The sequence below is a fragment of the Mycolicibacterium obuense genome, assembly GCF_055397605.1.
This window is the reverse complement of record NZ_AP043663.1, coordinates 17444-29863: the sequence shown is the minus strand read 5'-3', so window position 1 is coordinate 29863 and position 12420 is coordinate 17444. Positions and strand designations below refer to the sequence as shown.

The window sequence follows — 12420 nt, the reverse complement described above, 5'->3', positions numbered from 1 at the left end:
GCCTAGGGCTTCGGCGGCGACGCTGGCAGCACCGGACGTCCTTCATTGATTCCCCACTTCGGGGGGAACCACGCCGACAACGGTTGGGGCAGGAAGGTGTACCGCTGCTTGATGCGGCTGCGTCCCGAGATTCCCGCCACGTCCGGATGCGCGACGCGGGCATACTTGTCGACCTCACAGAACAAGTTCTGGCAATCAATGAGCTGCAACGGGCGACCGCGCAAGCCGTTGAAGCGCAAACCGAGCCGTGCGAAGTGCTCATCTTGGCTGTCGGTCATGTATCGAATGATCTCGGACTCAATGCCGGTAGCGGCGGGACCGAAACACTTGCGGATGCCGTCTCGGGCGCCGGGGCCTGGCATAACAAAGTCGTTCTCGCTGAAATCAAGGGCACTCGTGTAGTTGATGTCAATCAAAAACTGATAGGCCAAGAAGTCACCGATCGCGGGGTACCCACGCAGCACCTCGAAGGCATCCTGCATCGATGCGGCATCACCCAGCCGCTTGTGTACGCCGTCGTCGATCATGTGACGCAGCAGCAGCAGGTGATTGGTGTGCTTGCGTGCAGCGCCCATCGCCGGCGGAGGCACCACGTACGCAGCGGAATACAACCGTTGCCCTTGGCTGAATGCCGCTCCCAACACCTCGTCGTACGCCACGACATCAAAAGTCTCCCAACAGACTTCACCCAGCGCACCCTCGAGGAGCTGCCAGGTTGAAATCTTATTGAACATTTTGAACAGCAAAGTGCGGAAGACGAGATTGCGATCGTCTTGCCGGCCGGCGTACGCAACTCGGTTCAACAGGAATTGACTGACACGATCGGTCGCGCGATAGCAGTTGGTGAATCGGAACACCCGCAAGATCGGGTCGTCGGTCCACGGGCCCGGCGTACCGCTGCAGCGCGCCTCATACAACGCTTGGCGCTTGGCAGCAAAGGTCCAATAGGTATCGAACACAGGCGAGACCGGCAGGACCCGGCCGTTCACCAACACGGTTTTTATCGACCGACTTCGCGGGGTAGCTCGCACGAACGACACGTCGCTGTCGAAGAGTCCCGCTTGACTCGTCATGCCGGAATCACCCGCACCTAGTCGAGGATGGCGCAAGTGCGCAGCGCGTTGATCCCGCGTCCACTGCGATACCTTTTCCGGTACGTTGTTTCATAAAATGAGCGTAGGGCATCAAACGGCACTCGGGAGGTTGGCGTGGCCGGGCAGCAAGCCGGTGCGTCGGCGCGTCGGGGCCGGCCACCACGAGCCGAACGTGCCGAAGCAACGGGGTACCGCGCAACCGAGGCGCTCCGCCGGGAGATCGACGTCGCCCGTGGATTCACCGGCGCGAAAAGCACCCAGACATTCATCGACGAAGCCGTACGTGCGTATCTCCTCCATTTGCGTGCCACCATGCCGAACTATTGCACCGCCGCCCAAGCGCTGGACGCCGAACTGCGCCAGGGCGCATCGAATGTGGCGTCGCTTGATCAGAACCGCCGAGGCTAATCGTCGTGATGCGGTACATAGGTGCGGGACCCGCGCAGACGCGGTCCCGCCCACCGCTTACTTTCTTTCGCCGTTCGCTGGTGGTCATCGCGATGGGCGCTACGAGCAACCCGACTCTTTAGTGTCAGGTCGGCATTCGGGTCGACCAAGTTGCCCTTCGGGCTTGCACGAGGATTGGCGCCTATCGCAGTTGGCACATGGGCAGCAGATTGCTGAGCGTACGCAAATTGGCTCGTCGTCCTAATCAGCCCGCACCCCGCGGAATCGGGGACCTGGGCGACCAAGTCCCAAGGCTCCCGCCTCTGCGCAAACCAGGGTTGCAAATAGCTCAAACACAAAGGTCACGACCCATTTCTGGTTCGTGACCTTTGTGGTCGCGGTTCGTAGAACCGCTCAGTGTGGGCGAAGGGGGACTTGAACCCCCACGTCCCGAAGGACACTGGCACCTGAAGCCAGCGCGTCTGCCATTCCGCCACTCGCCCGAAACAACCGGGGGAGCCTATCACGCAGGCAACCCCGGGTTCCAACCGTACGTCGGCGGGTACCGGAACTCCAAAACGGCTGCTCGCGGCGCTGTGACCAGTGTGGATGCAATTCTCAGAGTTCTGAGAGTCACGACGGGGTACAGGTGGCCGATAGCATGCATGCAAGCATCGCTGCCAGCCGACACGCTGGCGGTTTTTTCACTGTCGAGGAGGCGAGCGGGACCATGGGTCTTGTCGAGCGATTCGAGCGCAAGCTCGAGGATTCGGTCGGCAACGCCTTCGCGCGGGTCTTCGGCGGGTCGATCGTTCCCGCAGAAGTCGAATCGCTTCTGCGGCGCGAAGCCGAAACAGGGGCCCGCGAAGTGCACGGCGGCTACGTTTTGGCGCCGAACGACTACGTCATTACCCTCAGTGTGCCTGACTATCAGAAGGTGAGTGCCGACCCGGACATCACCCCGACTACGTTCGCCAAGCACCTGGAGGGCTTCATCCATGAGCAGGGATGGCAAACGTATGGTGATGTGGTTGTCCGATTCGAACAATCGCCCAGCCTGCACACCGGACAGTTTCGCGCGCGCGGTGCGGTCAATCCCGACTCGACCTCGGATGCACCGGCCCCACCACCTCGAGATCACTCGTCCCACGCAGAACCAGGAGTACGACCGATGAGCGACAATCCGACCTATCGCGGCGGCCAGGGGCCGGGGCGGCCCGGGGATGACTACTATCCCCGTCCCGATGAGGACCGCTACCCCCGCCAGGACGATCGCGGCGGCTACCCGCCCGAGCAGGGCGGCTATCCCGCCGGCGAGCACGGTGGTTACCCGCCGGCCGATCAGGGCGGCTACCCGCCCCACGGCGACCAGGGCTACCCCCAGCGTGGCGGCTACCCCGATCAGGGTGGCTACCCCGACCAGGGCGGCTACCCGGCGTCGTCGTACGACCAGCGCCCGCCCGCCGGTTACGGTCCGCCGCAGGGCGGCTACCCCGACCAGGGTTACCGACAGGGACCCGGCGGTTACGGCCCGCCGCAGGGCGGCCAGCAGGGTTACGGAGCCCCGGGACCCCAGGGTGGCGCTCCGGCCGGTGACTACGACTACGGGCGTCGCCCGTCCTACCCCGATCAGGGTGGCTACCCGGACCAGGGCGGTTACGGCGGTGGTTACGGCCGTCAGGAATACGGTCAGCCCGACTACGGCCGCTACGGCGAAGCCCCGGCCGGTTATGCCGATCAGGGCTACGGCGACCAGGGCGGCTACGGCGGCGAGCAGGGCGGATACGGGGCCGGTGGGTACGGCGGCGGCTACGGCGCGACCCAGGGCGAGTACCCGTCGGCCGGATCGACGGTCACCCTGCAACTCGACGACGGCAGCGGGCGCACCTACCAGTTGCGTGAAGGCGCCAACGTCATCGGCCGCGGTCAGGACGCCCAGTTCCGGCTTCCCGACACAGGTGTGTCACGTCGCCATCTCGAGATCCGCTGGGACGGCCAAGTGGCGCTATTGTCAGACCTCAACTCCACCAACGGCACCACGGTGAACAACGCGCCGGTCCAGGAGTGGCAGCTGGCCGACGGTGACGTCATCCGGCTGGGACACTCTGAGATCATCGTTCGCGTTCACTGAGGATCGTCGCGCAAGGACGGCGGTGACGTGGCCATCACGTCCACCGCCGTCTGCGCATGGAGGCGGCGCCGAACGGTCGGCAACGGAGAGGACGTCAGATGCAGGGGCTGATACTGCAGCTGACGCGCGTCGGTTTCCTGCTGCTGCTGTGGCTCTTCATCTGGTCGGTGCTGCGCATCCTGCGCACCGACATCTACGCGCCCACCGGCGCGGTGATGATGCGCCGCGGCCTCGCGCTGCGCGGAACACTGCTGCCGACCAAGGATCGCAGTGTTCCTCGCCAGTTGGTCGTCACCGAGGGCGCGCTCGCCGGCACCCGGATCCCGTTGGGCACCCAGCCGGTGCTGATCGGGCGCGCCGATGATTCCACGCTCGTGCTGACCGACGACTACGCCTCGACGCGCCATGCCAGACTCTCGCCACGAGGTCCGGAATGGTACGTAGAGGACCTAGGATCGACCAACGGCACATACCTCGACAGGGCGAAGGTGACAACGGCAGTACGAGTTCCGATGGGCACACCGGTGCGAATCGGCAAGACGGTGATCGAGCTGCGCCCGTGACCCTTGTCCTTCGATACGCCGCCCGCAGCGACCGGGGATTGGTGCGCGCCAACAACGAGGACTCCGTCTATGCGGGGGCCCGCTTGCTGGCGCTCGCCGACGGAATGGGCGGCCACGCCGCCGGCGAGGTCGCCTCACAGCTGGTGATCGCCGCGCTCGCGCATCTCGATGACGACGAGCCAGGCGGCGACCTGCTCAGCAAGCTCGATGGCGCGGTGCGCGAAGGCAACTCGGCGATCGCCGCGCACGTCGAAGCCGATCCCGAGCTCGACGGCATGGGCACCACGCTGACGGCAATCCTGTTCGCCGGCAACCGGCTTGGCATGGTGCACATCGGGGACTCCCGCGGATACCTGATGCGCGACGGCGAACTCACCCAGATCACCAAAGACGACACCTTCGTCCAGACCCTCGTCGACGAGGGCCGCATCACCGCCGAAGAGGCCCACAGTCATCCGCAGCGGTCGCTGATCATGCGCGCGCTCACCGGACACGAGGTGGAGCCCACGCTGATCATGCGGGAGGCCCGGGCCGGTGATCGCTATCTGCTGTGCTCCGACGGGCTGTCCGATCCGGTCAGCCACGACACCATCGCCGAGGCGTTGCAGATCGCCGATGTCGCCGAAAGCGCCGACCGCTTGATCGAATTGGCGTTGCGCGGCGGCGGACCGGACAACGTCACCGTGGTGGTGGCCGACGTCGTCGACGTCACCAATCACGACTTCGGTCAGACCCAGCCGATCCTCGCCGGAGCGGTGTCCGGTATCGACGACCAGAGCGCACCGCCCAACACCGCGGCCGGTCGCGCCTCGGCGTTCAACCCGAAGCGCAACGCCGCCAAACCCGTTGTGCAGCAACCGGAAGAGCCACCGCCACGCCCGCGCTCACGACGCCGCATCTACTTGGCGGTGGCTGTGCTGGTGTTGGCGGTGCTAGCCGGTTTGGCGGTCGCACGGGAAATCGTCCGAAACAACTACTACGTCAGCGAACACGACGGTGTCGTCTCGATCATGCGCGGTGTTCAAGGCTCCTTCCTCGGAATCTCCCTCCAGGAGCCGTATCTGCTGGGCTGTTTGAACGCCCGCAACGAATTGTCTCTCATCAGTGCCGATCAGCCGCAGGACAATCTCGGCTGCCGCCCGCTGGCCGTCGGCGACATGCGGCCCTCCGAGCGTGCGCAAGTGGTCGCCGGCCTGCCGTCGGGCACGCTCGACGATGCCATCGGCCAGATCGAGGAACTGTCGCGCAGTTCGGTGCTCCCGGTGTGCGCGCCGCCGACCCCCGCAACGTCGAGCCGTACCACGCCGCCGCCCTCCCCGCGGCCTTCGACGACCGCCGCGCCGGGAAGTCCTGCACCGAGCGCGAATCCGAGCACGCCGACAGCGACGCCCGCGCCGGAGACACCCCGCACCGTCACGTCGTCGCCCGTGCCGGCAACCACGCCGATTCCGTCCCCGACACCGTCGCCCACCGTGACGGCGCTGCCTCCCCCACCGCCTCAACCGGGAACGAATTGCCGGGAAGTGGCATGACGACCCAACCGCAGTCCCCGGTTGCGGTGACGCCGGCCCTGCCGAACCGCCGCAACGCCGAACTCATCCTGCTCGCCTTCGCCGCGTTCATCACCACCGTGGCACTGCTCCTCGTGGAGGCCAACCAGGAACAGGGCCTGCGGTGGGACCTCGCGCAGTACACCGTCGCGTATCTGGCGCTGTTCGCCGGGGCGCACCTGGCAGTGCGGCGCTTCGCCCCCTACGCCGATCCGCTGCTGCTACCCGTCGCCGCACTGCTGAATGGCCTGGGGCTGGTGATGATTCACCGTCTCGACCTGGCCGCCGGTGAACCCACCGCACGCGGGCTGGGCGGTACCGCCAACCAGCAGATGCTGTGGACCCTCGTCGGCGTCATCGGGTTCTCGCTCGTGGTGATCTTCCTCAGCGATCACCGGCTGCTGTCACGCTACGGCTACGTGTGCGGTCTCGTCGGGCTGGTCCTGCTGGTCATCCCCGCACTCCTGCCCAGCTCGATGTCCGAGCAGAACGGCGCCAAGATCTGGATTCGGCTGCCCGGCTTCTCGATTCAGCCCGCCGAGTTCTCCAAGATCCTCCTGCTGATCTTCTTCGCCTCAGTGCTGGTGTCCAAGCGCAATCTGTTCACCAGTGCGGGCAAGCACGTTTTGGGCATGGACCTGCCCCGGCCACGTGATCTCGCCCCGCTGCTGGCCGCGTGGATCGCCTCGATCGGTGTGATGGTCTTCGAAAAGGACCTCGGCACTTCACTTCTGCTCTATGCGTCGTTCCTGGTGCTGGTCTACATCGCCACCGAACGGTTCAGCTGGGTGGTGCTGGGGCTGTCCCTGTTCGCCGCCGGAAGTGTGGTCGCGTACTACGTCTTCGACCACGTCCGCGTGCGGGTGCAGACGTGGCAGGACCCGTTCGCCGATCCCGACGGCGCCGGCTATCAGATGGTGCAGTCGCTGTTCAGCTTCGCCACGGGCGGCATCTTCGGAACGGGCCTGGGCAACGGACAGCCCGGCACCGTTCCCGCCGCGTCCACCGACTTCATCATCGCCGCCGTCGGTGAGGAACTCGGGCTGGTCGGCCTCGCAGCGGTGCTGATGCTCTACACCATCCTCGTGATCCGCGGCATGCGCACCGCGATCGCGGTGCGCGACAGCTTCGGCAAGCTGCTTGCCGCCGGTCTGGCCGCCACCCTCGGCATCCAGCTGTTCATCGTCGTCGGGGGCGTCACCAAGCTGATCCCGCTGACCGGCCTCACCACCCCGTGGATGTCCTACGGCGGCTCCTCGCTGGTGGCGAACTATCTGCTGCTCGCCATCCTGGTCCGCATCTCGCACAGCGCGCGCCGCCCGTTGGATGGCCGCGGCACTCCCCCGGGACCGATCGCCGCGGCAAGCACCGAGGTGATCCAGAAGGTATGAACACCTCACTGCGCCGGATCTCCGTCATGATCATGGGTCTCGTTGTGCTGCTGCTCGCCAACGTGACCCTGACCCAGGTGTTCACCGCGGACGGATTGCGTTCGGACCCCCGCAACCAGCGGGTGCTGCTCGACGAGTACGCCCGCCAGCGCGGCCAGATCTCGGCGGGAGGCCAGCTGCTGGCCTACTCGGTGTCCACCGAGGGCCGGTACCGGTTCCTGCGCACGTACCCCAACCCGCTCACCTATGCGCCGGTGACCGGTTTCTATTCGCTGAGCTACTCGAGCACCGGGCTCGAGCGCGCCGAGGACACCGTGCTCAACGGCTCGGACCAGCGGCTCTTCGGACGCCGCCTGGCCGATTTCTTCACCGGCCGCGATCCCCGCGGCGGCAACGTCGCGACGACGGTCCGGCCCGAGGTGCAGCAGGCCGCCTGGGATGCGATGGACAAGGGCTGCAACGGGCCGTGCAAGGGCGCCGTCGTCGCTCTGGAGCCCTCGACGGGCAAGATCCTCGCGATGGTCTCGGCGCCGTCGTACGACCCGAACCTGCTGGCCACCCATGACGTGGACGAACAGGCGCAGGCCTGGCAGCGCCTGCGCGACGACCCGAACTCGCCGCTGCTGAACCGCGCGATCTCCGAGACCTACCCGCCGGGGTCGACGTTCAAGGTGATCACCACCGCTGCGGCACTGCAGAACCGCGCCACCCCCGACACTCAAGTGACCGCCGCACCCCAGATCGCGCTGCCCGACAGCACGGCGACGCTGGAGAACTTCGCCGGTTCCCCGTGTGGCGGCGCACCGACGACGACGCTGCAGTACGCCTTCGCGCACTCCTGCAACACCGCGTTCGTCCAGCTCGGCATTGACACCGGCGCAGACGCACTTCGCGACACCGCACAGAGCTTCGGGGTGGACGCCCCTCCGGCGCCGATTCCGCTGCAGGTCGCCGAGTCCACGCTGGGTCCCGTTCCCGATGCCGCCGCGCTGGGGATGTCGAGCATCGGCCAGAAGGACGTCGCGCTGACTCCTCTGCAGAACGCAATGGTGGCCGCGACCGTCGCGAACAAGGGGGTCACGATGCAGCCATACCTGGTCGACAGCCTCAAGGGCCCTGACCTGTCGAACATCGCCACGACGGCCCCCACCGAAGTGCGGCGAGCGATACCCGAACCGGTCGCAGATACACTTACGAACTTGATGGTCGCCGCCGAGCAGGTGACTCAGCAGAAGGGAGCCATCGCCGGCGTGCAGATCGCATCCAAAACCGGCACTGCGGAGCATGGCACTGACCCGCGCAATACGCCGCCGCATGCCTGGTACATCGCCTTTGCGCCTGCTCAGGCACCCAAAGTGGCGGTGGCGGTACTGGTCGAGAACGGCGGTGACCGCCTCGATGCCACCGGCGGGGCCGTGGCAGCCCCGATCGGACGCGCGACGATCGCGGCGGCCCTGAGGCAGGCATCGTGACGAGTGTGAAGCGAGAAGCAAGATGAGCCCCCGCGTCGGAGTGACGCTGTCGGGGCGGTATCGGCTGCAGCGGCTGATCGCCACCGGCGGCATGGGCCAGGTGTGGGAGGGCGTGGACTCCCGGCTGGGTCGCCGTGTCGCGATCAAGGTCCTCAAGGCCGAGTACTCCGAGGACGCCGAGTTCGTCGAGCGGTTCCGCGCCGAGGCGCGCACCGTGGCGATGCTGAATCATCCGGGCATCGCCGGGGTGTACGACTACGGCGAGACCGACATGGACGGGGAGGGCCGCACCGCCTACCTGGTCATGGAGCTCGTCAACGGTGAACCGCTGAACTCGGTGCTCAAGCGGACGGGTCGGCTGTCGCTGCGGCACGCGCTCGACATGCTCGAGCAGACCGGCCGGGCCCTCCAGGTCGCCCACACCGCCGGCCTGGTGCACCGCGACGTCAAACCCGGCAACATCCTGATCACCCCCACCGGCCAGGTGAAGCTGACCGACTTCGGCATCGCCAAGGCTGTCGACGCGGCCCCGGTGACCCAGACCGGCATGGTGATGGGCACCGCGCAGTACATCGCCCCCGAGCAGGCCCTCGGCCACGACGCCACCGCTGCCAGCGATGTGTACTCGCTGGGAGTCGTTGGCTACGAGGCAGTTTCGGGCAAGCGGCCGTTCACCGGCGACGGTGCGCTGACTGTGGCGATGAAGCACATCAAGGAGACCCCTCCCCCGCTGCCCGCCGACCTGCCGCCGAACGTGCGCGAACTCATCGAGATCACGCTCGTGAAGAACCCCGGCCAGCGCTACAAGTCCGGCGGACCGTTCGCCGACGCCGTCGCCGCCGTGCGCGCCGGCCGGCGCCCGCCCCGGCCCAATGCCGCACCGTCGATCGGACGCGCCGCGCCCGCAGCGGTCAAGCCGACCATCGCCCCCACGCCCGCGCAACCGACCGGGCGTGCACCCGCGGCGACGTCACGCACCCGCACCACGGGCAGCCACCACCGCTCCGCCCCGCCGGCGCGCCGCACCTTCTCGTCGGGCCAGCGGGCGCTGCTGTGGGCCGCCGGTGTGCTCGGCGCACTCGCGATCGTCATCGCGATCCTGATCGTGCTCAACGCCCAGGACCGCAAGGACCGCGCCCCCGCGCCGGCCACCGTGACCGAAACCCCGTCCGCGACCACCGAGACACCCGCTGCGTCGCCGCCACTGGCGTTCGACGACGACGGCGTCGTCCGCATGTGGGTAGCCCGTGCCGTTCAACCCGCGCTGCCACCGGCCGCGCCGCACCACCGAGAACTGCGATGACGACGCCTCAGCACCTGTCCGACCGCTACGAAGTCGGTGAGATCCTCGGCTTCGGCGGTATGTCCGAAGTCCACCTGGCGCGCGATCTGCGGCTGCACCGCGACGTCGCGATCAAGGTGTTGCGCGCCGACCTCGCCCGCGATCCGAGCTTCTACCTGCGCTTCCGCCGCGAAGCGCAGAACGCGGCGGCACTGAACCATCCCGCGATCGTCGCCGTCTACGACACCGGTGAGGCGGACACGCCGACCGGTCCGCTGCCCTACATCGTGATGGAGTACGTCGACGGCGTCACCCTGCGCGACATCGTGCACACCGAGGGCCCGATGCCGGCCCAGCGCGCGATCGAGGTGATCGCCGACGCCTGCCAGGCGCTGAACTTCAGCCACCAGCACGGCATCATCCACCGCGATGTCAAACCGGCCAACATCATGATCAGCAAGACCGGTGCGGTGAAGGTGATGGACTTCGGCATCGCCCGCGCCATCGCCGACGCCGGCAACCCCGTCACGCAGACGGCGGCGGTGATCGGCACAGCGCAGTATCTCTCTCCCGAGCAGGCGCGCGGCGTGAAGGTCGATGCCCGCTCCGATGTGTACTCACTCGGCTGCGTGCTCTACGAAATGCTCACGGGTGAGCCACCTTTCGTCGGTGATTCGCCGGTCGCGGTGGCCTATCAGCACGTCCGCGAGGACCCGGTGCCGCCGTCGGCGCGCCACGCCGACATCTCCCCCGACCTCGACGCCGTCGTCCTCAAGGCACTGTCCAAGAATCCGGACAACCGCTATCAGACCGCCGCCGAGATGCGCGCCGACTTGGTCAAGGTGCACAGCGGCGAGCGACCCGAGGCCCCGAAGATCTTCACCGACGCCGAGCGCACCTCGCTGCTGTCGGCGACGCCGTCACGCACCGGCCCGGTGTCCCACCAGCCGCGCTACCAGCCGAAGGAACGTTCCGGATCGGTGGCCCGCTGGTTGGTGGCGGTGGCCGTGCTCGCCGTGCTGACCGTCGTCGTCACGATCGCGATCAACGCGTTCGGCGGGGAGACCCGCGACGTGCAGGTGCCCGACGTGCGGGGTCAAACCTCCGACGACGCCATCGCCGCGCTCCAAAATCTCGGGTTCAAGACCACCGTGGCGAAGAACGCGGATTCTGAGGTGCCACCCGAGCACGTCATCAACACCGACCCGGCCGCGAGCGCATCAGTGGCCGCCGGTTCCGAGATCACGGTGAACGTGTCGTACGGCCCGCAACAGGCGGAGGTCCCCGACGTGTCGGGTCTGAGCTACGGCGACGCCGTCAAGAAGCTCACCGACGCCGGATTCAGCCGTTTCCGGCAGACCACCTCCGCGTCGCTGCCCGAGCAGAAGGACCGGGTGCTCTCGACGGTGCCGCCGGCCAACCAGACATCGGCGATCACCAACGAGATCGTCATCGTGCTGGGCAAGGGCCCGGCGACCGCCGTCGTGCCCGATTGCACCGGCCAGACCGTCGAGGTCTGCCAGCAGGTGATGACGGCATCTGGCTTCACCAAGAGCGTGCCGGTTCAGGTCGACAGCACGGTCCCGGCCGGGCAGGTGGTGGGCACTGATCCGGCCACCGGCCAGACCATTCCGCAGGACACCGTGATCCAGATCCAGGTGTCGCGCGGCAACCAGTTCGTGATGCCCGACCTCACGGGCCAGTTCTGGACCGATGCCGAACCGCGGCTGCGCGCGCTGGGCTGGACGGGCGTACTGGACAAGGGCGCCGACGTGCAGAACAGCGGACAACGCACCAACGCCGTCGTGTCGCAGACCCCGCCCGCGGGCTCCGCGGTGAACTACAGCGCCAGGATCACGCTGAACTTCGCGTCGTAGCGGCCGCCACGGCCGTCGCGACCTCGTCCTCCAGGCGGGCCACCAGGGCCTCGTCGGGGGCGGTGCCGCAGTCGGCGAGCCAGTTGGCCAGCATGCGGTGGCCGCCTTGGGTCAGGATCGACTCCGGGTGGAACTGCACACCGTGGATCGGCAGATCGACGTGGCGCACGCCCATCACCACGCCACCCTCGGTGCGCGCGATGACCTCCAGATCGGCCGGCATGGTCTCCGGCAGGATCGTCAACGAGTGATAGCGCGTGGCGACGAACGGATCCGGCAAGCCCCGGAGGACGCCGCGATCGGTATGGAAGACCGTGCTGGTCTTGCCGTGCAACAGCTCGGGCGCACGGTCCACGGTCCCGCCGAACGCGACCCCGATCGCTTGATGTCCCAGGCACACGCCGAGCAGGGGAGTGGCAGCCGCCGCGCAGGCGTGAACCAGGGGAATCGAGGCTCCGGCCCGCTCCGGGGTGCCGGGGCCGGGGCTCAGCAGCACACCATCGAATTCGTCGGCCACCGCGGCGACCGCCGCATCGGAGGAGAGGCGTTCGTCGTCGTTGCGCCAGACCTGCGCGTCCACCCCGAGCTGGCCCAGATACTGGACGAGGTTGAACACGAAGCTGTCGTAGTTGTCGACGACGAGAACCTGCATGCGCCCAGGATACGGCCGAAC

The 12420-nt window shown here is 67.3% G+C and carries 10 protein-coding genes and 1 tRNA gene; 8 read left to right on the top strand and 3 right to left on the bottom strand.

What is annotated here, in order from left to right; translation table 11 throughout:
* Positions 1–2: 2 nt before the first annotated feature.
* Entirely contained in the window at positions 3–1073 is a 1071-nt protein-coding gene (locus ACZ50N_RS00135) for a nucleotide kinase domain-containing protein (RefSeq protein WP_464474272.1), read from the bottom strand.
* Between the two features lie 135 nt (positions 1074–1208).
* On the opposite strand from ACZ50N_RS00135, the gene ACZ50N_RS00130 reads away from it, so the two are divergent.
* A complete protein-coding gene (locus ACZ50N_RS00130; RefSeq protein WP_464474271.1) occupies positions 1209–1502 on the top strand; it encodes a hypothetical protein in 294 nt (97 codons plus the stop codon).
* A 399-nt stretch (positions 1503–1901) separates the two neighbouring features.
* On the opposite strand, the gene ACZ50N_RS00125 is transcribed toward ACZ50N_RS00130, so the two are convergent.
* A tRNA-Leu gene (locus ACZ50N_RS00125) sits at positions 1902–1984 on the bottom strand.
* 227 nt (positions 1985–2211) lie between these two features.
* Between ACZ50N_RS00125 and ACZ50N_RS00120 the strand changes: the two genes are divergently transcribed.
* The 7 genes from ACZ50N_RS00120 (at position 2212) to pknB (ending at position 11747) form a co-directional block, all read left to right on the top strand.
* Positions 2212–3612: an FHA domain-containing protein gene (locus ACZ50N_RS00120; RefSeq protein ID WP_133412721.1), complete on the top strand. Its 1401-nt coding sequence runs from the start codon at positions 2212–2214 to the stop codon at positions 3610–3612.
* A gap of 98 nt (positions 3613–3710) precedes the next feature.
* The gene (locus tag ACZ50N_RS00115; protein WP_046366399.1) at positions 3711–4175 is read left to right on the top strand and encodes an FHA domain-containing protein FhaB/FipA; all 465 of its coding nucleotides are present in this window, start codon (positions 3711–3713) and stop codon (positions 4173–4175) included.
* Positions 4172–5707, top strand: coding sequence for a PP2C family protein-serine/threonine phosphatase (locus ACZ50N_RS00110; protein WP_464474270.1), 1536 nt, complete (start codon positions 4172–4174; stop codon positions 5705–5707). The genes ACZ50N_RS00115 and ACZ50N_RS00110 overlap by 4 nt, the downstream gene beginning before the upstream one ends.
* The gene (locus tag ACZ50N_RS00105) at positions 5704–7116 is read left to right on the top strand and encodes a peptidoglycan glycosyltransferase RodA (protein ID WP_464474269.1); all 1413 of its coding nucleotides are present in this window, start codon (positions 5704–5706) and stop codon (positions 7114–7116) included. The genes ACZ50N_RS00110 and ACZ50N_RS00105 overlap by 4 nt, the downstream gene beginning before the upstream one ends.
* Positions 7113–8588: a D,D-transpeptidase PbpA gene (gene pbpA / locus ACZ50N_RS00100; protein ID WP_133412720.1), complete on the top strand. Its 1476-nt coding sequence runs from the start codon at positions 7113–7115 to the stop codon at positions 8586–8588. The genes ACZ50N_RS00105 and pbpA overlap by 4 nt, the downstream gene beginning before the upstream one ends.
* Positions 8589–8610: 22 nt before the next feature.
* Complete coding sequence (locus ACZ50N_RS00095; protein ID WP_464474268.1) at positions 8611–9891, top strand: protein kinase domain-containing protein; 1281 nt, start codon at positions 8611–8613, stop codon at positions 9889–9891.
* Positions 9888–11747, top strand: coding sequence for a Stk1 family PASTA domain-containing Ser/Thr kinase (gene pknB, locus ACZ50N_RS00090; protein ID WP_464474267.1), 1860 nt, complete (start codon positions 9888–9890; stop codon positions 11745–11747). Before ACZ50N_RS00095 ends, pknB begins: the two co-directional genes overlap by 4 nt.
* On the opposite strand, the gene ACZ50N_RS00085 is transcribed toward pknB, so the two are convergent.
* Positions 11725–12399 (bottom strand): aminodeoxychorismate/anthranilate synthase component II, encoded by a 675-nt coding sequence (locus ACZ50N_RS00085; RefSeq protein WP_464474266.1) that lies wholly within the window; start codon positions 12397–12399, stop codon positions 11725–11727. The genes pknB and ACZ50N_RS00085 overlap by 23 nt on opposite strands.
* Positions 12400–12420: the final 21 nt, after the last annotated feature.